Source organism: Opitutus sp., assembly GCA_024998815.1.
GTDB lineage: Bacteria > Verrucomicrobiota > Verrucomicrobiia > Opitutales > Opitutaceae > Rariglobus.
On sequence record JACEUQ010000002.1, the window covers coordinates 314,455 to 333,734 of the forward strand.

A 19,280-nucleotide genomic window follows, 5' to 3' on the forward strand; every position below is an offset into this window, starting at 1 on the left:
GCACGGAGCAGACTGGAAGTCTGCGCTACTTTTCGGATCTGATTGGACTGCGATGCTAAACCGAGGTGGCCATGGATGAGGCGAGACCGAGTCCGCCTTCGGCCTTGGCTGAATTGTTAACTCCCGAACCGCAGGTCGGTTGGGCCCGCGAAGTGTGGCGCGGGTTAACTGATGTGGTGTTTCCGCCGACATGCGTGCACTGCGGTGGGCTGGTCGAGGGCGGGCGGCTGCGGCAGGTTTGCGTGGCCTGCACGCCGCTCATCCATGTGGTTGCGGCACCGCATTGTACGACGTGCGGAAGCCCGTTTTTCGGCGCCGTCGAAGGCGAGCGTATCTGCCCGCATTGCGTCGCGTTGCACCCACAATTTGGCGAGGGGCGCACGGTCACACTATTTACCGGCCCGGCGCGCGCCCTAATCCACGGGCTGAAATATCGCAAAGGCCACCACCTGCTCGACGACTTAGAACATATCGTGCACGCCTGCGATCCCGTGAAGGAGTTTTTGAAAAACTCAATTCTGGTGCCCGTGCCGCTGCACCCGCGCAAGCTGCGCGAGCGGGGCTACAACCAGACTGCGCTGCTTTCCGCCGTGCTGGCGCGGGCAGCGGGCGGGACCACGCGGGTTGAGCCGGTTCTGCGCCGAGTAGTGGACACCCCCTCACAAACCACCTTCGACCGCAAAGCCCGACAGGCTAACCTAAAAAATGCCTTTGCACTGGCCCGAGGCGCCTCCATAAATCCGCGCTCACCTTACATTCTCGTCGATGATGTTTTTACCACAGGCTCAACCCTCAACTCCTGCGCCGGCGTTCTCCGCCGCGCTGGGGCGGTGAATCTCAACGTCATCACCTTTAGTCACGGTTAACTCACTGCCATGTCGATTTTCAGCAAACCGAAGTATTCCACTGTTGTGGTTAAGAAGAAGGATATCCCCAAGGGGATGTGGACCAAATGTCCGATCTCCGGCGAGATCGTCTTCAATAAGGAGCTGGAGGACAACCAGATGGTCGTGCCCAAGTCGGGTTACCACTACCCCATCGGCGCGCACGAGCGCATCGCCGCGCTCTTCGACGAAGGCACCTTCACCGAGGCTGACGCCACGATCCGTTCGGCCGACCCGCTCAAGTTCGTCGATTCCCAAAAATACCCCGACCGCATCAAAAAGTACGAACGTGACAGCGGCCTGACCGAGGCGGTTGTCTGCGGCACGGGTGAGATCCATGGGATTCAGGTCTCTGTGGCGGTCATGGACTTCCGTTTTTGCGGTGGCGCCATGGGATCGGCGGCGGGAGAGAAAATCACCCGCGCGATCGAAGTCGCGTTGAAGAAGAAGATTCCCTGCGTGATTTTCAGCGCTTCTGGCGGTGCGCGTATGCAGGAAGGCATTTTCTCGCTCATGCAGATGGCGAAAACCAGTGCGGCCTTGGGACGATTGGCCGAGGCCAAGTTGCCCTACATTTCGGTGCTCACGCACCCGACCATGGGCGGGGTGACCGCCAGTTTCGCGGTTTTGGGCGACCTGAACATCGCCGAGCCGGGCGCACTGATCGGTTTTGCCGGTGCGCGTGTCATTAAAGACACGGTCAAACAAACCCTTCCTGCGGGTTTCCAGACCGCCGAATTCCTACAAAAGCACGGCCTTATCGATATGATTGTCAGCCGCTTGGAAATGCGCGACAGCCTGCGCGATGTACTGCAAGCGCTGTACCTTAAAAAACGCCCCGTCGCGAAAAAGTGAGGTTTCGGATCTGCTTAACGGGCCGCATGGAATCATAATTTCAGCGGCCCGTTTTATTTTTTCGACTGATTTATTAACCGCTAATGAACGCCAAGATACGCTAATTCAGAAGGAAATAATCCGCGGTTCTTATTAGCGTAAATTAGTGTTCATTAGTGGTTAAAACGGTTCGAATGTATTTCTTTGAGAGCGAAATGGTATGAGTCCTATTGATGCGCAGCTGGCCGATTACGCGTCGACCCAGGATTACCTGTTCTCGCTGAAGGCCAAGGGCGTGAAATATGGGGTCGATCGCATGCGCCTGCTCGTGGCCGGTCTCGGCCATCCCGAGCGGGCCACACCGGCTATCCATATCGCCGGCACCAACGGCAAAGGCTCGGTGGCCGCGTTGCTCGAAGCGTGTTTCGCCGCCGCCGGCTGGTGCACCGGCCTCTACACCTCACCGCATCTGGTCAAACTGGGCGAACGTGTCCAGGTTGCCCGCCTGCCCCTGTCCGAGGCCGAGATCGTCGCCTTCGCCCGCGAGCTCTGCCCGATCGCCGAGGCGGTCAGTAGCGGTAGCCCCGACGACCACCCGAGCTTTTTTGAGTTCATGACGGCGATGGCATTTTTGCAGTTTAAACGAAAAAACTGCGACATTGCCCTCATCGAGACCGGCTTAGGCGGGCGACTCGACGCCACCAACGTGGTTAACCCCGAGGTCGCCGTGATCACCTCCATCGGCCTCGACCACTGCGAGATGCTGGGCGACACGATCCCCCAAATCGCCGAGGAAAAAGCGGGCATCATCAAAGCGGGCAAACCGGTGGTGATCGGGCGCCTGCCGCCGGAGGCCGAGGCGGTCATTCGCCGGGTCGCCGCCGAACAAGGCGCGCCGGTCCACTCCGTGCGGGAAATCTTTGGCGAGGACGTGGCCGATTACCCCAAACCGGCGCTGGAGGGCGATTATCAACGCGCGAACGCAGCGGTCGCTGTGCTGGTGACGCGCTGCCTCGATGCGCGCTGGGGCCTGAGCGCCGAGGTGGTCGGACGCGGGATCGCCGCGGTGCGATGGCCGGGACGCTGGCAGCGCACGACGATCGGCGGGCGCTCGCTGATTCTCGATGCTTCGCACAATCCCGAAGGGGCCGGTGTGCTGGAGGCGCACTTGAGGCAACTGGTTGCCGCAGAGGGGCGTAAGCCAGTGGTGGTCACCGGTGTACTGGGCGTGGCGCGGGCGCGGCCGTTATTGGAAACCATTAGCCGCTATGCGGCCGAAATTCATCTGGTCATGCCGCAACAGTCGCGGGCAAGTTCCTTCGAGGAGCTCGAAGCGCTGATACCGAACAGTTTTTCGGGGAAAGTAAGTCGGGCGACGGTGGCCGGGGTGTTCCCTGCGGCGGGTGTTTGCACGGTCGGCGGGCTGACGGACACGGTGGTGGTCACCGGATCGATTTACCTGCTGGGTGAGGTTCTGGCGCGAATCGAGCCGGAGCGCGGCGCGATCGAGAACCGGTTGCAGGATTTTTAGGGTTTAGCGGCCGAGGGAGACGTCGGCCTGGTTGGAGGAGTCGGCGGTGCTGATCACGGTGGGATCAATGAAAGGGGCGGTGCGGCTGGCGGCCTGGGCGAAACCGGTGGAGAGGGCGGCGATGACGAGGGCGAAGGAGAGGCGTTTGATGGAGTTCATGGCGGGGAGGAGTAGTGGAGGAGTTGAAGAGGCGTTGATGGGCTACACATCGAGAAAGCTACCGGTTTTTTCGTCCGTCAAAGCGCAAGCACCCAACCAGGTAATCGACCCTAGGTGGGGCCTGGGGGCTGGTACCCGGTTTCCGGGGTTGGGCCGAAAATAAGGCGATAAAACCGCTTGGGACGGCGTCTGACACCCCGCCAAAACCGGTTTTGGCGGGGTTTTGGCGGCGAAAAACGGGCGAGTGACGCCCGCCTGCGTGTTTTATTCTGCAACGCAGGCACATCAGCCCAAGATGAATTACGTATTTAACTTAAAATGATGAAGTTAACTCAACAGGGGTTATACCCTAGCCGGATTCCTGAGATCACGCTCAGGGCCACGCCATGCGCGATTCTCGGAGTAATCCTCAGCGCAAAACTCGGCGCAATACACTGGGACCTCCGCGCTCCGTGTGGCCTTGAGCGTGAGCTCAAGGTGGGCGTTCGCCCAACCCTGCCAATCCCATGAGCTCACGCTCAAGGCCACGCCCGGCACCACAATGCACAGCCACCCCCTCGAGGCCGCCGTGCTCCACTTACACCACTTACCCCGCCAGCGGCAGCCCCTACTCCGCCGCTACCACGAAGGGCGCAAATGGGGACATCTGCGAGGGCGGGATACGCACGTGCAGGCGCACGCCGGTGTCCTCTTGCTCTTCGTTTTGCACGTGCCCGATCGCATGCAATTTGGCGATCAGGTCGTAGCGGCTGTGCGGGATAAACAACTCCATCGAACCAAACGCATCGGCGATCAGTTCCAAACAGTGATCAACCAGTGCGTCGAGTCCCTGGCCGGTGTGCGCACTCACAAAAATCCCCTCGGCGTCGAGCAGGCGCGCGGTATTGATCTGCGCTTCGGTCGCCGCGTCGACTTTGTTAAACACCGTGAGGATGCGTTTGCCCTCAGCGCCGAGCTCCTTGAGCACCGACAGCGTCGTCGTGTGGTGGGCGGCGAGGTTGGGCGTGGTCACATCGAGCACGTGTATCAGAAAATTGGCCACCATGGCTTCTTCCAGCGTGGCTTTGAACGCTTCGACTAGGCCGTGCGGCAGGCGGCGGATAAAGCCGACCGTGTCCGTGACGAGCAGCTTCTGGTTGCCGCGCAGGATCAACTGGCGGGTGGTGGGGTCGAGGGTGGCAAACAACTTGTCCTCGGCGAGCACGTGGGCGCCGGTGAGGGTGTTGAGCAGGGAGGATTTGCCGGCGTTGGTGTAGCCGACGATGGCGCAGGTGGGCACGGGCACACGCTGGCGTTTGTGGCGCTGAACGCTGCGCTGTTTGCGCACGTCGATGAGCTCGCGCTTGAGCCGGGTAATGCGGTCGTTGACCAAGCGGCGATCCTGCTCGAGCTGGGTTTCACCTTCGCCGCCCATACCGCCGCCGCCGCCCCCTTGGCGAGAAAGGTGGGTCCAAGCGCGGGTCAGGCGCGGCAGGGAGTACTCCATCCGCGCCAAGGCGACCTGGATAACCGCCTCGCGAGTTTGCGCGCGGTCGGCGAACACGTCCAAAATCACCTCTTGGCGGTCGATGACAGCGACCCCGGAGAGTTTTTCCAAATTGCGCTGCTGGGCCGGAGTGAGCCCCTCGTCGAACACAATCACGTCGCAGTTGAGCGCCTTGGCGGCATCGACGATTTCCTGGGCCTTGCCGCTGCCGACGAGCGTGGCGGGCGTGGGGGCGCGCAGGTTGACGAGGTTGCGGCCGACTACCGTGATCTGGAGATTCTCGACGAGTTCTTGGAGTTCGTTGAGCAACTCCTCGGCTTCGCCCGTGGGCATTTCGTGGGTTTGGATGCCAACGAGGTAGGCACGCTCAACGCGTTTCAGATCTTTTTGCGGGGTGTTATCAAGGAAGTCGGCCATTCGGATGTAGGCGGTAAGCTGCGCGAGAGTGTCGCGGCGTCAAACGTACACCGGTGGTGCAGTGGTAGAGTTGCGCGAACTTCCCCAGCGGGAAGATGGGGCGGGCGTATTTATTTCGCAGATTTAAAAGCTGAGAGGTTGCCATTGGACTTCCCCCTGCTTGGGTTCGCACTGTGAACTGGCTTTGGATTCTATCAATTCCCGTGGTGTTTATCGGCTGTGTTTTTTGGTTCGGCCGGAGGCATATCGCCATTCGTCGTCGGGATTGTTGTGGCAAGGGTTGCGGCTGCATTTTCCCCGCTAAACCCAAAGAGTGAAGCGGCGGGACTGAGGGGGCGTTTCTGAAACTCTCGCGTCACCCGTTTTTCGAACAAGCACCCGCGGGCTCGATGGCATTCCGCCCTGTCTTCCTCCGCCGCACCAGCCCCTCAACTCAGAGAATTTCCTTCATCTTAAAGGTGAGCTCGTAGTCGCTGGTCTTAAGGTTGGAGGGCGGACGAGGCAGAGTGATCCGGCGAAACGCCTCCAGCACCGAGCGGTCGTAATCGTCGTTACGCGACGAGCCAATGATGGTCACACCCACCACGGTACCACTGGAGGTAAGGCGGAACTTAACCGTCGCCTGTAACAAGTCACTTAACCCCGTAGGAACGCATTTTTTGTGGGCCTCCATGAGGCGCATTTTCAGCAGGGAAATATAGGCCTCGGAGAGCTCGATGTCTTCACGCGTGAGCGCCGTGCCGCCCGCGCCACCGATTTTGTTCGCGGTCGAGCCACCGACGACGCCCTTGGCGATGCCTTCGGCGTCGATCCGCTTGGTCGCACCGGTGCCGCCACCCGATTTGGCCGAGGTCTGCGAGGGCGACGACTTGCCTTTGTTTTGACGATCAAAGTCCTCCTTGGTCATCCGCTTGGCGTTCAGCGCCGCCTCCTTGGCGGCGCGATCATCGGCGGCTTTTTGATCGGCCTTGATCTTTTTCTCGATGTTGGCGGCGCGCTTGTCGGCGATGCGGTCCACCATTTTGGCCATATTAACCGGTTTATATTCCTTGGGAGCGGGCGCGGCCTTAGGCGGGGTCTTGACCGCGGGGGGCACGGGCGCGGGCTTAGCCGGCGGGGCTGGCTCCACCGGGGAGGGTTCCGGCTCGGGCGGAGCGGCTTCGACCGGAGAGGGCGTCGGGGTGGGCGGCCCGGGAATCTCGATCTTGATGCCGCCTCCGGGCGTGCCCAGCGCCGGCGCCTCGGTGGCAGCGAAGTTATCACCCTCGCCCATTACCAATTCAAAAATCTTCGGCGTCTCCTCCTCCGACTTTTTAATTTTCGAGTAGGCAAACCACATCACCACGCCCATCAGCAACGCGTGCAGCGTGAGCGAGGCGAAAAACGCCGGGGTGCGGGGGTGCGACGACATGGATCTGGGTAAAGGCGACACGCGTTCAGGCGCGGCGCGGTGGGCTTAGTCCGGGGCCTGGGTGTCGAAGGAGATTTTCGACAGGTTGTTCTTCTTTAACTCGTCCATGAGCGTGACGACCTGCTGCCATTGCAGCGTAAGATCGGCGCGGATACGGATGACCGGTGGCTTCTTCTCGCCGGCGAGCTGGCGTAGGCGCGCTTGCAGCTCGGAGAGGGTCATACGGGTGCCGCTGAAAAAATACGCGCCCTGGCGGTCGATGGATATCTGTTGAAACGTGACGTCGGGATCCGGCTTGGACTGGTCGCTCTTGGACTCCGAGGGCAGGTTGATGGGAATCGTCTGCTCGGCGGTGATGAGCGGAGTGGCGATCATGAAAATGATCAGCAGCACGAAGGCGAGGTCGAGGAGGTTGGTGACGTTCAACTCCGCGACGGCGTGCATCTGGCGACGCTGGCGAAAGGTGCGGGCCATGGTCGGTTATTTCTTCGACTCGAGTTCGAGCCGGTCGGCCAGCGAGCTGGCGTAGTTTTCGATCTCCATGGAAAGCTGCTTTACTTTTCCGAGGAGGAAGTTGTAGCCGAACATCGAAGGAATAGCGACCACCAGGCCGGCGATGGTGGTGAGCAACGCCGCCGACACGCCGGGGGCGAGGGTGCGAATACTCGCAGTCTGCTGGTCGGCCACTGCGCTAAAGGCCTCCATCACGCCCCAAACCGTACCGAGCAACCCAATGAACGGCGCACCCGAGACGATGGTGGCCAGGAAGATCATGCTCGTCTCGTAGCGCAGCACCTGGCGGGCGATGGCGCGTTGAATGGCGTTTTCAGCGTGTTCAAGACGGGCGCGACTGTTGTCTTCACCCTTTTCTTTTAGAATGGAAGCGGCGCGCCAATACGACTCGACGGCATCGGCGAACAGATCGGCGTAGGGAATGGCTCGCTTGTTACGCAGCGACTCAGGCAGGTCGAGCAAGGTGCGCTCGTCGCGCAGGCGCTGCTCGAAGGCGAGGTTCATATCTTGCAGCCGCTTGAGCTCATTAAATTTCCCAAACATCACCGTCCAGGCAACCAAACTGAATACACCGAGTCCAACGGTGAGGGCCTGCCCGAAAACATCGGTGTCACTGAAGATGCGGAGCAGGTTGGCGGAAGCGAGAATGGGTGTCATCGAAAGGCGCGTAAAATTAAAGTCTTAGCGTTGTCGGCTTTGCCGCGCTCCTTCAATGGAAATCAGGACTGAGCGCACAGGTTCCTTCCGGCCGTCATGCCCACTCCAAGCGCAAACCACCGCGCGGTAAGAATCTATTTGCCGCCCGCCGCCGCCGAATCTTCCATCGGCCCCTTCCTTCGCATGGACTTCCACTCACGTACTCGGGCGACTTTACTCACGACAAATCCGGCACTCACCGCCTGCGGTCCACTCGAAGTTTCGGGGTAATTCACTCGCCAGCCTAACGCATTACACCGCAGCCACTCAGCCCGTTATTCCGCTCATCCGACTGGACCACAAACTCCCCTCTCCGCCCTCCCCTTCCCCATTATGCCCCTGAAAAACAAAATCCTCGGTAAACTCGTATCCTTCGAAGGCTCGGAGGGGAGCGGCAAGTCCACTCAAATTTCCCGCCTCGCCAAACACCTGCAACTGCTCGGCCGCGATGTGATCACCACGCGTGAGCCCGGCGGCACGGAAATCGGCGAGCAGATCCGCAATATCCTAGTTCATAATTCCAAGGGCGACGAGATGTGCGCCGAGACCGAGTTGCTCCTTTTCACCGCCGCCCGCGCACAATTGGTCCGCCAGATCATCGCCCCCGCCCTCAGCAGCGGCACCGTGGTGCTCTCCGACCGCTTCCTCGATTCGACCACGGTTTACCAGGGCATTGCCCGCCGACTCGCCAGCGATCCAGTCAACCTCATCAACCAGTTCGCCGTTGGCAACGTCATGCCCGACCTCACCGTCATCATCGACGTGCCCACCGAGCTCGGCTTACAACGCATCCGCCAGCGCGCCTCCGGCCTGCCCGACCGCATGGAGCGCGAGAACATCGATTTCTACAACAAGGTGCGCGAGGGCTACCTGCTGCTCGCCAAAAGCATGCCGCGCCGCTTCCTCGTCATCGACGGCTCACACGACGAGGATCAAGTCGAAAAAGCCATCTGGACCGGCCTGCAAAAACTCTTCACCTGAAAACCGTGCCCGCGCCCTCGCTGCCTTGGCCTGCCTCGCTGACCGGCACCCCCGCCGTCGCGGTGATCGAACGCGCCATCGAGCGGCGGCGACTCTCGCATAGCTTGCTCATCACCGGCGAGGACCACGACATCCTGCTGGCCGTTGCCCACGCGATCGCCGACCGCCTGCTCAATACCCCGCAGTCTAGCGCGCCGTTCCCACCCGAGTCCCACCCCGATTGCTTCCACCTGCGTCCGGCGAAAAAAATGCGCCAGATCAGCGCCGACGCGACCCGCGAGCTCATCGGCAAGGTTCAAGTCTCGGCCACCGTCGCCACCCAGAAAGTCGCCATCATTCACGAGTGCGACCGCATGAACGTCTCGGCCGCCAATATTTTCCTCAAAACCCTGGAGGAGCCGCCGGCCAACACCAGCCTGCTGCTGCTGACGACCCGCCCCTACGCGCTGCTCACCACCATCCGCAGCCGCTGCCTGCATTTCCGCTTCCCCGGCGTGGGCGCTACCTTCACTCCCGACGGCTGGAGCGCCTGGATCACCGATTACCAAGCGTGGCTGGGCCGTTTAGCCGAAGGGGTGTCCGAAAAAAAATCCGTCGCCGACTCGGTTTTCGGGGCCTACGGACTGACTGCGCGCTTCGCTGCGGTGCTGGACTTCGCCACCGCCGAGATCTGGAAAAAACAAAAGGCGGCCCTTGCCGTGGAACTCACCGACGACGAGGAGGAGGCCATGGAAACGGGCATCGCCAACGGCCTGCGCGCCCGCCTGTTTGCCGACATCGAACGGGCGACGCGCAACTTCGCCCTGCCCGCGCTGCGCCAGAACACCGGAACCGCCCGCCGCGCCCTCACCGGTGCCATCGACAAACTCGAACATGACGTCGGCCTGCTCCGGTTAAACCTAAACGAGTCCGCCGCGCTGGAGGACTTTTTGCTCAGTTCGTTGCGCCTTTGGTCAGCCCGCAAATAAGCGGCGCGTCGGGGGTTTGATGCTAGGCACCTTCCGCTCCAGTCATGAGCAGAACCCACCCTCGGGACACCAGCAACGAGCCGCAATGAGTGAGCGCACGCACGAAACCGCAGACACAAAAAAAGCGCGAAGGCTAAACCTTCGCGCTTGTTGGCTTCGGCTAAAATCAGGCCGGAGACGGTGCAGGGTTACCGCCAAGCCCCTCGTGAGCGTCTTTCGCTTTCTTGGCCGGCTTGTCGTCGGCCGATGGAGGCAAGGCCGGAGGGAGTTCGCGGATAACGGGCGAGCTAATTGCGCCGGTCTGCACGATCTCCATGACGTGTTTGCCCTCGATGGTCTCGTACTCAAGCAGCGCCTCGGCGATTTTATCCAGGGCCGGACGGTGGGCGCTGATGATCTCGGTGGCCCGCGCGTATTGCTCGTTGATAATACGCGTGATCTCCGCATCGATCTTGCGCGCGGTCTCCTCGCTGTAGGTGTGGCTGCGACCGATTTCGCGTCCAAGGAAAACCGTGTCCTGGTTATCCCCGTAGGCGATGGGACCGAGCGAACTCATGCCCCAATCACACACCATGTGTCGGGCTATTTTGGTGACATGCTTGATGTCGCCGTAGGCCCCGCTGCTGACATCGTCCATGACCAATTCTTCGGCGATGCGTCCGCCCATGCCCATGGCAATTTGCCCGAGCATGCGCTTCTTTTCCTGGGTCAGCAGGTCTTTTTTCGGAATGAACATGGTGCTGCCGAGTGAACGGCCGCGCGGGATGATGGTGACCTTGTGCACCGGCACGGTGCCGTCATCCAAGATGGTCTGCACGATGGCGTGGCCGGCCTCGTGGTAAGCGGTGAGCTTCTTTTCGCGATCGTCCATCACGCGGCGGCGCTCGCGTCCGAACTGAACCTTTTCGCGCGCATCGTCGACGTCGATCATCTCGACCTTTTTCTTGTTACGACGGGCGGCGAGCAACGCGGCCTCGTTGAGTAAATTGGCCAAGTCCGCGCCGGAGAGGCCCGGAGTCCCACGCGCAATGACGTTGAGGTCGACGCTGTCAGCCATGGTGATCTTGCGGGCATGCACGCGCAGGATCTGTTCGCGGCCCAGCACGTCGGGCAGGTCGACGTAAACCTGGCGGTCAAAACGACCCGGCCGCAACAGGGCCTGGTCGAGCACATCGGCCCGGTTGGTCGCAGCGATGATGATCACGCCCTCGGTGGTGTCGAAGCCGTCCATCTCGACGAGCATCGAGTTAAGCGTTTGCTCGCGCTCGTCGTTACCGCCACCAAGACCGGCTCCGCGCTGACGGCCGACCGCGTCGATCTCGTCGATAAAGATAATGCACGGCGCGTTCTTACGGCCCTGCTCAAACATATCGCGCACACGGCTTGCACCCACGCCGACGAACATCTCGACGAAGTCGGAACCGGAGATACTGAAAAAGGGCACATCGGCCTCGCCGGCAACCGCCTTGGCGAGGAGCGTTTTACCCGTACCGGGAGGACCGACCAGCAGCAAACCCTTAGGAATCTTACCGCCCATTTTCTGGAATTTCTTGGGGTCCTTAAGGAACTCGACGACCTCGGAAACCTCCTCTTTAGCCTCATCGCAACCGGCCACCTCGGCGAACGTGATTTTTTCACGATCACGGGACAGTAGCTTGGCGCGGCTCTTGCCGAAGCTCATCGCGCCCCGACCGGCTTGGCGCAGTTGGCGAACAAACAAGAAATAAAGCAGGCCGATGATCAACAGAACCGGCAGCAGGTTCATGATCAGCCCAGACCAGGCATTGGAAACGGGCGGCTCCTCGAAGACCTTCGATTTTTGCAGGATTTCCAGGTTGGACTCGGTCAGGTTACCGGAGGCGCGGAATTGGTCGGTTTTGCCGGTCTCGGAGTCGAGCGTCGCGGTCTTGGTTTTACCGGTGAGCGTCGCGCCGTTACGTCCGTAGGAAACATCGTAGCGGATGATGCCCGAGGCGACCTGATCTTGCTCGGCCAACTCAATCACCTGCTGCAACTTCAAGGTGGCCGGTACCGTCGTGTGAGCGGGGCTAAACAGATAAAGGGCGACAACGGCTGCGATGATCGACAACCAGATCAAGGACACTTTTACCGGGAAACGGTCCGGCGGAAGGTTCTTTAGCGGGCGGCGTTTGAGGTCGTTTTTGGGATCAGACATTTAAGGGTGTGACTTGGGTTTAAAGTGGGTGTTCCCCTCTTTTAGTCAATTGGCCCAGCCATTGAAGTGGCGAGGGAATTCCGCTCGTTAAAGGCCGGTGGAGGCGAAAGAAACTCATTCCTTCTGACGTTGGCGCTGCCGCTTATCTTCTAAAGCGAGGACGCCCTTGCGAATCACGGCCAACCCGCTCCGCCCGAGGCTGAATCGCGTAAATGCCCCCCTTTCCACCGCTGCCAGCAATGAGTTAAATCCCTGCCGCGAGAGGTCGCCGGTGTCCGCCTGCGCCACCAACCAGCGGTGCAACGCCCTCCGCACCACCGCGCGCGGCAAGCCGTGCAATCTAATGACATCAAGTCGTTTGCCATCAGCCGACACCGGTGCGACTGCGTCCACCCAGGCCTCCAGCGCAATGTCATCCTCTTCGAGTAACTCCCTCGACAAGGCGGCGCCGGCCAGCGCATCGCGGCCCCCAGTGGCGGCTTTCCATTCGGGAAGCCCAGAATGACGCAAGCGGTTGCGCTGATATGCTTCCGTCGCGTTGCTGGCGTCCTCCCGCCAAACGACGCCCAGACCGGCGAGCGCGGCCACGATCTCGGCTTTTTTTAAGGTGAGCAGTGCGCGCACGTGAACACGCCCGGCCGGCATGAGTTGGAGCGGACGCGGTGCGGCCAATCCCGCGGTTCCGCTGCCCCGGGCGATGCGCATGAGCAGGGTTTCCGCGATATCGTCCTGTTGGTGCCCGAGCCAAAGGGCGTGGATACGACGCCGGGCGAGCTCGCGTTGAAAAAATGCAAAGCGTGCCGTGCGCGCCTCGGCCTCACTGGCCTGAGCGCGGGCCTCGGCCCATTTACCGCCGACAAAACGCACCCCTAAAGCGGCGCAGACCCGCGCGCAAAACTGGGCATCGGCAGTGGACGCCCGCCCGCGCAAGCGGTGATCAAAATGCAAAGCGAGTAAGCGCCTCCGCCGGTCCGGCCAATGCGCCCAGAGCAACAGCAAGAGCGCGAGCGAGTCCGCCCCGCCGGAAAACGCCACCGCCCACGCCCCCCGCGCGGCGGCGGATTCGCCCCCCGCCCACGCCACCACGGCGGGATGAAGCGCGGAGCGCGGAACAAGCTCGGCCAAGCGGTTGGCTAGCGCCGGCCAGTCGTTTTTTTTAGCCACGGCGGATACGGGGGAACGCGGAGAATTCAGTTAAAGTTAACTCCTGCCGCGTTCACCCGGTCGATGCGCGAGAACTCAGGTTCAGGCGAACGTCAGGTATTCCTTGCCGAAATACGGCACGAGCGCGGAGGGAATTTTCACGCGGCCGTCGGCTTGGAGGTTGTTTTCCAACAGAGCAGCCAACACGCGCGGCACGGCGAGGCCGGAGCCGTTGATGGTGTGCACCAACTCGGGCTTGCCGTCCTTGCCGCGGAAACGGATCTGCGCACGGCGCGCCTGGAATGTCTCAAAGTTGGAACAGCTCGACACCTCCAACCAGCGCTTCTGCCCGGCCGACCAGACCTCGATGTCGTACTTTTTCGCTTGGGAAAAACCCAGGTCGCCGCCGCACATGAGCAGCACGCGGTAAGGCAGCCCGAGCAGGCGCAGGAGGTTTTCGGCGTCGTCGCGCAACGCATCCAACTCAGCGTAGCTGGTGGAAGGATGGACCCACTTGAGCAGTTCCACTTTGTCGAACTGGTGCAGACGGTTGAGCCCTCGCACGTCCTTGCCGTAACTGCCCGCCTCGCGGCGGAAACAAGGCGTGTAGGCGCAGCGCTTCACGGGAAGCGCTGCCTCGTCGAGGATCTCGTCGCGGAAGAAATTCGTGAGTGGCACCTCGGCGGTCGGCACGGCATAAAAACCGTCAGCGACGGCCTCGTACATCTGGCCCTCTTTGTCGGGCAACTGGCCGGTGGCGGTGGCGCTGGCGGCGTTGACGAAGATCGGCGGGTTTACCTCCACGTAGCCGGCCTTACCATCCTCCTCGATGAAGAACTGCAGCAACGCGCGGACGATGCGTGCACCGTCACCAATATAGAACGGGAAACCGGCGCCGGTGACCTTGGCCCCGCGGGCGAAGTCGAAGAGTTTTTCAAACCCGGCGATTTCCCAGTGAGCCTTGGCGTCGGGCGAGAGACCGTCGCACGAACCCCAGGTGGAGAAAACCACATTTTCCTCGGGGGTGCGGCCCTCGGGCACGGAAGCGTGGGGGATGTTGGGCAACGTCATCAGGGCCTGCTTGAGGCGGTCCTCGACGTCCTTAAGGGCAACTTCGCCGTCCTTGGCCAGTGCGGAGACAGCCTTCATTTCCTGCACCTTGGCGATGAACTCGGGAGAGCCCTTGGGCAGCTTGGCCATGTCGGTGTTGGCGGCCTTTTGTTGGGCGCGGAGTGCCTCCACCAACTGAAGCTGATTACGCCAGTCGGCATCGAGCGCGAGGATGGCGTCGACATCGACGGAAAGGTGTTTTTTGGCAATCGCCGCCCGGACAAGGTCGGGCGACTCACGGAGGAGCTTGGGATCGAGCATGGTGTGGAAAGGCGTTAAAAGCGTGAGCACAACCCACCGAGCGCCGGATGGGAATAGCGAAGTTTTGATCCGGCCAAGACGGCACTCAGTGGGAAACGCCTCGCAGGCTGCGTGAACGCTCCCGATTTCGAAGCGCCCACAACCTGAGTTGCGGGCAATCCAACCGGAGGCATTATTTTCGGCTTCCGTTTTGAAATTGGAGTCCTACGTTGTGCAGTCCACACAACGGAGAGGTGGCAGAGTGGTCGATTGTACCTGACTCGAAATCAGGCGTGCCCGCAAGGGTACCGGGGGTTCGAATCCCTCCCTCTCCGCCAGTTATCTCGCTCCTATTGAGCAACTTAACAAAACGGGCTGACTAGGTTGTCCAATTGACATGGCAACCTAAACATGTCCCCGTCCGCATTCATCGTTTCCCGCTTCGTAAACCGTAACGGCATCACCTCCTGGCGAGTCGATGGCCGACTCCACGGCCTGCGCATCCGCAAGAACTTCAAAACCCGCGTCGAGGCCGGCGCTGAAAAAGACGCTCTAGATATTAAGGCGGCTCAGTCCGATACCGGCATCCGTGCCACCTCCACCCGCCTGACCGACGAACAGCTCCACGAAGCCGAGGCCGCGTTCCGTCGTTTGGCCGACGCGCCCAAGTCGCTCGAATTCTACCTCGATTACGCGTTGGCCAACTACCGCGCCCCCGAGCGCGAAATCACCGTGGATGACGCCGTCGCCGTCTACCTCGACACCAAGAAAAAAGAGCACGCCAACGGCATGCTGTCCGAGTGCCAGTTGAAGGACATCCGCGTCCGCCTCGAAGTCCTCATAAAGTCGTTCCGTGGCAAATCGCTCGCGGTGCTCTCCCGTGAAACCCTCGCCGCCCATTGTCAGCGCGGCACCCCCAAGCCCAAGACCTTTAACAACAGGCGCGGCATCCTGTTTACCTTTTTCAAGTTCGCCTTCTGTCAGGACTGGGTCGCCGCCAACCCGCTGGAAAAGGTGCCCCACCTGCGCATCGCCCATCGTCGCGGTTCGGCCAAGACCCTAAACGCCGAGCAGTCCGTCGCCCTCATGCGCCACGTCGAGCAGATCGACGGCGGGGCCTTGGTGCCGTTCTTCGCCTTGGCGCTCTTCGCCGGGATTCGTCCCTGCCTGCGCACCGGCGAAATCTTCAAGCTCAAGCCCGAGCACGTCCGCCTCGATACCGGCGTCATCCTAATCGAACCCGAGGTTTCGAAGGTCCGCATGAAGCGCAACGTAACCATTCCGGCCAATCTCGCCGCCTGGTTAACCGCGTACCCAATCAGCCGTTTCCCGATCATCCCTAAAAACCTGCAACACCAGCGGGCGCGCATCGCCGAAAAGTTCGGCCTCTCCCACGACATCATGCGGCACACGTTTATTTCCATGCACGTGGCCAAATACCGCTCGATGGGTGAAGCGGCGCTCCAAGCGGGTAATTCGGAAAGCATCATCCGCAAGCACTACCTTGACCTCAAAACGCCCGCCGAGGCCGAGCAGTTCTTCGGTATCCTGCCAACGCCAGTCGTTGCCGTCGCCACGGCCACGGTCACGCCGTTGGAGGTGCTGCCCCTGGCTATCGCCGCGTAAGTCCACTGGAACCACCGGTCGCAACCACGCCACCCCAACAACCCGCCCGCACCTTCACCGGTGCGGGCTTTTTTGTGCCCCGCCCACGTTGACACCCCGCCTTGAGCGCATGAACCCACCCACCGTTTCCGCTCCCTGCATCAGTCCGCAGATCAACTCCCAGCTCACCGACATCGTCGGTCTTCGCACCAGTGGTATTTTCCCCGCCGGTCGTGAACCCTCCATCCGCACCCTGCGCGAATGGTCCAAACTTCGCCGCATCCCTCACCACCGCGTCGGCCACTTCGTTTATTATGATCCGGCCGAGGTTTCGTTGCACATCCGCACCAAACTAAAAATCCCCGCCCGAGGTTAAAAGTAGCGTGGAGTCGTGTTGCGTCGTGTCCCTGCGCAGGGAATCGACAGGGGGCGCAGTGCGTGGGCGTTTGGGGCCCCGCACAGTATCCAAATCCAGCCCTCGGTTCCCTCAAAAACCCATTTAATCGCAAATTAAATGCCTGCCTTTAGAGCCCATTCATAAAACCGGCTTAAATGCGTAATCGTTTGATCCATGCAGGGAAGGCTACACACCCCACAGCCGCTTGGGGCTTGTATGGGCTAACGGCAACGCGGGTTCGAGGGTTTCCCCTCCTTCCTGCGGTGTGGCGCGTCCCTTTCTCCGGCCGAGCGCTTTTTCGCGCCGGTCAACGGTGACCGTTTTTCACCTCCGCCCGTCCACCTCCGTCTGTCGCCTCTCCATGTCCGACCCTCGTCCCCTCCGGTTCACGCGCCCCGATCTGCTGCGCGCTCTCGCCCCCGAACTGCTCTGCGAACTATTGGTACGCTTCCCCGCGTTCCTCGCCGCCGCCGGAATTGACCTCGCCGACCTCGGAACGAACGAGAAGCGCTTCGCCGCCTGCCGCCCACTCATTGACGAACTTCTTAAAAACGGTCCGACCACCCCAACGCCGTTGGTGGAGGCGTTGTTCATCATCTCGGTGCTCGCCGAACCTGAACCCACCGAGGAGCTTTGGCACACGCTCATCCACGGTGGCATCGCGATTCCGCCCGACGCCTCTCTCGCCGACTTGGCATTGACCTTGTGGCTGCGGGCACCGGACAAGGCCCGCCAACTTTACCTAGGCCGCGTGCAACTGCGCACCCGCTCCTTTGAAACCCATGCCGCACGCACGTTTTTAAAAACCGCATCACTTCGACCCGTGAGCGACGCGGCGCTTGCCGAGCTCCGTCACGCCATCGAACTGTTTTGCATCAAGCAAAACCGCCCTGCCGGTTGCCAGGTCTTCGCCTACCAACGCGGCCACGAGCACTGGTTCATGATCCGCCGCAGTGATCGGTTTAAGCGCATCGCCACTGTCAACGCGACGGTCTCAGCGACTCCGCTGGTTTCTACGCCGAGGCCTTTGATGTGGTCGTGCTCGATCCCGAAAATGAGCACCTTCACATCCACGCCGAGGGCGTTCGCGCCACCCGCATGTACAGCGCCCTATTTGGCTTCGTCCTCTACGGACGCGACGCCCATTTCGAGGACTGCGGCCGCTTCACCCTGGACCCGCTCCGCGACCTAGGCCGCGCCGCCTTGGCCTGTGCCGACGTGCCCGGCATCCGCGATATCCAGTTGGTCGAACTCCACGTCGAGTCCGGAACCCCTCTTGTCTGTAAGATCAGCTTCAAAGCCGAAGACGTGTTCGCCATGCTCGAAGACAAAGAAATTCAACTGACCATTCACCATCGTCGGCTACGGGCCGTCTTTCTTTTTCACTTCAAAGGCGACGCCAAGCCTCGCCGCGTGACGATCAAACCCCGCAACCAAACCTGCTACCAACACGACGCAGACAGCCGTGTGGTCGCGGCTTGGATGATCAAACGCGGCTTTGCGAAAACAACTCCTCCCGCCAAGGAGGTTCAAGATGTCTCCCATCTGGAGAGCTCTTGAACTGGTCGGGGCCGACGCCCGCACCCTGCCTCACTGGGAAAAGGGGCTCGGCTTAGCCGATCTCGCCTTGCTGCAACCCTACCTCACGCCACGCGCCAAGCGGGCCACCAGCAAGCCGTGTGAGGAAACGTTTAAGGGGCATGGCTGCCGTTACCGCATCGTCGAACACGACGACGACACCATCGTCGGCATTTGCGACGAGGGCCGCTGCGAGCGTCGTACCTTCACCGCCGACGAGATTGTTCTCTACGGTTTTAATGACCGTAAACTATCCACCGACATCGCCCGCGCCCTCGGGGTTTCCCCGGTGGCCGAACCGCTCATTGAGGTGCCCTCGGTTCTGCACATCGCCACCCTGATTGGGGCGGCAGGTCTGGGCTTGCCTGTCTTGCTCATCCGCGCCGGTTGTCCCGTTGGTCTGCTCCAGTGCCTCCAGAAACTGAGCTATGATCGCCGCGAGGGTGGGCTGATTTTACTCCTCCCCACCTTGAAGGGGTTGGGCCAGGCGCCCTGTGATTTCGCCGAAAAACGCCGTTGGCCGTTCCTCGTGCTGGACGAACACCTGTTCTTCCGCACCCAGGGGATTCAGGGCACCAGCTCCGCCCGCGACGAGTTGGACGCACTCGCCGAGGGGTTGCTCGGGCAGGCCGCGCGCTCGCGTGTTCCCTCTCCCCCTGGCTCGCGGTGGACAGACGTGCAGATCACTATTTTGTCTACCGACACTTACCGGGCCAAAGTTTCTGTCCGGGGCACGCCGGTGCGTACCCTCACCGCAGCCGACTTCGGCATGGAGGATAAGCGCACCAAAAAGCCCAACGATCAGTGGACGTTACTGCTGGGCTTGGCCGGTGGTCAGGGGCGTTTCGACCGCCAACTCGGTGCGCGAATGAAGTTCACCGCGGGCAAGCACCATAAGCTGCGCCTCAACGAAGCCCTGCGTGCGACCTTCGGTATTGCCGGTGACCCCGTGGACTGGACCGAGGACGAAAACTGCTGGTCGTCTAACTTCGCTATCAGCCTGCAATAGGCTGAAAACCGCCCTTTTAGGCCCCAGCTGGAACAAGTCGTTTTGTAAAAATCGCCTATTTTCGAGTTTTTTATTTTTCCGATATAACACCCGAAACCGCTCCAAATGAGCTGTTTCGGGTTTTTTTGTGCCTGAATAATGG

General features: G+C 61.0%; 17 protein-coding genes, 1 tRNA gene and 1 pseudogene. 11 read left to right on the forward strand and 8 right to left on the reverse strand.

Annotation, left to right across the window (positions count from 1 at the left end; all coding sequences use genetic code 11):
- Positions 1 to 152 precede the first annotated feature (152 nt).
- From H2170_09205 to H2170_09215, 3 genes are all read left to right on the forward strand, one after another.
- The gene (locus H2170_09205) at positions 153 to 866 is read left to right on the forward strand and encodes a ComF family protein (protein MCS6300263.1); all 714 of its coding nucleotides are present in this window, start codon (positions 153 to 155) and stop codon (positions 864 to 866) included.
- 9 nt (positions 867 to 875) lie between these two features.
- The gene (locus H2170_09210) at positions 876 to 1,739 is read left to right on the forward strand and encodes an acetyl-CoA carboxylase carboxyltransferase subunit beta (GenBank protein MCS6300264.1); all 864 of its coding nucleotides are present in this window, start codon (positions 876 to 878) and stop codon (positions 1,737 to 1,739) included.
- 199 nt (positions 1,740 to 1,938) lie between these two features.
- Positions 1,939 to 3,249, forward strand: a complete 1,311-nt coding sequence (locus H2170_09215) for a bifunctional folylpolyglutamate synthase/dihydrofolate synthase (protein ID MCS6300265.1) — start codon at positions 1,939 to 1,941, stop codon at positions 3,247 to 3,249.
- Between the two features lie 3 nt (positions 3,250 to 3,252).
- Here H2170_09215 and H2170_09220 read toward each other — a convergent pair whose 3' ends face one another.
- From H2170_09220 to H2170_09240, 5 genes are all read right to left on the reverse strand, one after another.
- Positions 3,253 to 3,408: a hypothetical protein gene (locus tag H2170_09220; GenBank protein ID MCS6300266.1), complete on the reverse strand. Its 156-nt coding sequence runs from the start codon at positions 3,406 to 3,408 to the stop codon at positions 3,253 to 3,255.
- A 607-nt stretch (positions 3,409 to 4,015) separates the two neighbouring features.
- Entirely contained in the window at positions 4,016 to 5,311 is a 1,296-nt protein-coding gene (gene hflX / locus H2170_09225) for a GTPase HflX (GenBank protein MCS6300267.1), read from the reverse strand.
- Positions 5,312 to 5,744: 433 nt separating this feature from the next.
- Positions 5,745 to 6,722, reverse strand: a complete 978-nt coding sequence (locus H2170_09230) for a cell envelope integrity protein TolA (protein MCS6300268.1) — start codon at positions 6,720 to 6,722, stop codon at positions 5,745 to 5,747.
- Positions 6,723 to 6,767: 45 nt separating this feature from the next.
- The gene (locus H2170_09235; protein ID MCS6300269.1) at positions 6,768 to 7,196 is read right to left on the reverse strand and encodes a biopolymer transporter ExbD; all 429 of its coding nucleotides are present in this window, start codon (positions 7,194 to 7,196) and stop codon (positions 6,768 to 6,770) included.
- A gap of 6 nt (positions 7,197 to 7,202) precedes the next feature.
- Complete coding sequence (locus H2170_09240; GenBank protein ID MCS6300270.1) at positions 7,203 to 7,892, reverse strand: MotA/TolQ/ExbB proton channel family protein; 690 nt, start codon at positions 7,890 to 7,892, stop codon at positions 7,203 to 7,205.
- Between the two features lie 372 nt (positions 7,893 to 8,264).
- On the opposite strand from H2170_09240, the gene H2170_09245 reads away from it, so the two are divergent.
- Both H2170_09245 and H2170_09250 read left to right on the forward strand, forming a co-directional pair.
- Positions 8,265 to 8,912: a dTMP kinase gene (locus H2170_09245; GenBank protein ID MCS6300271.1), complete on the forward strand. Its 648-nt coding sequence runs from the start codon at positions 8,265 to 8,267 to the stop codon at positions 8,910 to 8,912.
- A 5-nt stretch (positions 8,913 to 8,917) separates the two neighbouring features.
- Entirely contained in the window at positions 8,918 to 9,880 is a 963-nt protein-coding gene (locus tag H2170_09250) for a DNA polymerase III subunit gamma/tau (protein ID MCS6300272.1), read from the forward strand.
- Between the two features lie 166 nt (positions 9,881 to 10,046).
- Here H2170_09250 and H2170_09255 read toward each other — a convergent pair whose 3' ends face one another.
- The 3 genes from H2170_09255 to serS all read right to left on the reverse strand — a co-directional run bounded on the left by H2170_09255 (position 10,047) and on the right by serS (position 14,570).
- On the reverse strand, positions 10,047 to 12,056 hold the full coding sequence (locus H2170_09255) for an ATP-dependent zinc metalloprotease FtsH (GenBank protein MCS6300273.1): 2,010 nt from the start codon (positions 12,054 to 12,056) through the stop codon (positions 10,047 to 10,049).
- 114 nt (positions 12,057 to 12,170) lie between these two features.
- A complete protein-coding gene (gene tilS, locus H2170_09260) occupies positions 12,171 to 13,250 on the reverse strand; it encodes a tRNA lysidine(34) synthetase TilS (protein ID MCS6300274.1) in 1,080 nt (359 codons plus the stop codon).
- Positions 13,251 to 13,301: 51 nt separating this feature from the next.
- Positions 13,302 to 14,570: a serine--tRNA ligase gene (gene serS, locus H2170_09265; protein ID MCS6300275.1), complete on the reverse strand. Its 1,269-nt coding sequence runs from the start codon at positions 14,568 to 14,570 to the stop codon at positions 13,302 to 13,304.
- 227 nt (positions 14,571 to 14,797) lie between these two features.
- Between serS and H2170_09270 the strand changes: the two genes are divergently transcribed.
- From H2170_09270 to H2170_09295, 6 genes and pseudogenes are all read left to right on the forward strand, one after another.
- A tRNA-Ser gene (locus tag H2170_09270) sits at positions 14,798 to 14,887 on the forward strand.
- Between the two features lie 73 nt (positions 14,888 to 14,960).
- Complete coding sequence (locus H2170_09275; GenBank protein MCS6300276.1) at positions 14,961 to 16,175, forward strand: site-specific integrase; 1,215 nt, start codon at positions 14,961 to 14,963, stop codon at positions 16,173 to 16,175.
- 154 nt (positions 16,176 to 16,329) lie between these two features.
- A pseudogene (locus H2170_09280) lies at positions 16,330 to 16,530 on the forward strand (hypothetical protein).
- Between the two features lie 382 nt (positions 16,531 to 16,912).
- A complete protein-coding gene (locus tag H2170_09285; protein ID MCS6300277.1) occupies positions 16,913 to 17,743 on the forward strand; it encodes a hypothetical protein in 831 nt (276 codons plus the stop codon).
- Positions 17,650 to 18,111, forward strand: a complete 462-nt coding sequence (locus tag H2170_09290) for a hypothetical protein (GenBank protein ID MCS6300278.1) — start codon at positions 17,650 to 17,652, stop codon at positions 18,109 to 18,111. Before H2170_09285 ends, H2170_09290 begins: the two co-directional genes overlap by 94 nt.
- On the forward strand, positions 18,086 to 19,138 hold the full coding sequence (locus H2170_09295; GenBank protein ID MCS6300279.1) for a hypothetical protein: 1,053 nt from the start codon (positions 18,086 to 18,088) through the stop codon (positions 19,136 to 19,138). Before H2170_09290 ends, H2170_09295 begins: the two co-directional genes overlap by 26 nt.
- Positions 19,139 to 19,280 lie beyond the last annotated feature (142 nt).

What these genes read in the sequence shown, in the direction of transcription:
- H2170_09240 (MCS6300270.1), bottom strand. Translation starts at nt 7,892, where the DNA reads ATGACACCCATTCTCGCTTCCGCCAACCTGCTCCGCATCTTCAGTGAC.
- H2170_09210 (MCS6300264.1), top strand. Translation starts at nt 876, where the DNA reads ATGTCGATTTTCAGCAAACCGAAGTATTCCACTGTTGTGGTTAAGAAG.
- H2170_09215 (MCS6300265.1), top strand. Translation starts at nt 1,939, where the DNA reads ATGAGTCCTATTGATGCGCAGCTGGCCGATTACGCGTCGACCCAGGAT.
- serS (MCS6300275.1), bottom strand. Translation starts at nt 14,570, where the DNA reads ATGCTCGATCCCAAGCTCCTCCGTGAGTCGCCCGACCTTGTCCGGGCG.
- H2170_09235 (MCS6300269.1), bottom strand. Translation starts at nt 7,196, where the DNA reads ATGGCCCGCACCTTTCGCCAGCGTCGCCAGATGCACGCCGTCGCGGAG.
- H2170_09245 (MCS6300271.1), top strand. Translation starts at nt 8,265, where the DNA reads ATGCCCCTGAAAAACAAAATCCTCGGTAAACTCGTATCCTTCGAAGGC.
- H2170_09290 (MCS6300278.1), top strand. Translation starts at nt 17,650, where the DNA reads ATGTACAGCGCCCTATTTGGCTTCGTCCTCTACGGACGCGACGCCCAT.
- H2170_09285 (MCS6300277.1), top strand. Translation starts at nt 16,913, where the DNA reads ATGTCCGACCCTCGTCCCCTCCGGTTCACGCGCCCCGATCTGCTGCGC.
- H2170_09295 (MCS6300279.1), top strand. Translation starts at nt 18,086, where the DNA reads ATGTCTCCCATCTGGAGAGCTCTTGAACTGGTCGGGGCCGACGCCCGC.
- hflX (MCS6300267.1), bottom strand. Translation starts at nt 5,311, where the DNA reads ATGGCCGACTTCCTTGATAACACCCCGCAAAAAGATCTGAAACGCGTT.
- H2170_09220 (MCS6300266.1), bottom strand. Translation starts at nt 3,408, where the DNA reads ATGAACTCCATCAAACGCCTCTCCTTCGCCCTCGTCATCGCCGCCCTC.
- H2170_09230 (MCS6300268.1), bottom strand. Translation starts at nt 6,722, where the DNA reads ATGTCGTCGCACCCCCGCACCCCGGCGTTTTTCGCCTCGCTCACGCTG.
- H2170_09275 (MCS6300276.1), top strand. Translation starts at nt 14,961, where the DNA reads ATGTCCCCGTCCGCATTCATCGTTTCCCGCTTCGTAAACCGTAACGGC.
- H2170_09255 (MCS6300273.1), bottom strand. Translation starts at nt 12,056, where the DNA reads ATGTCTGATCCCAAAAACGACCTCAAACGCCGCCCGCTAAAGAACCTT.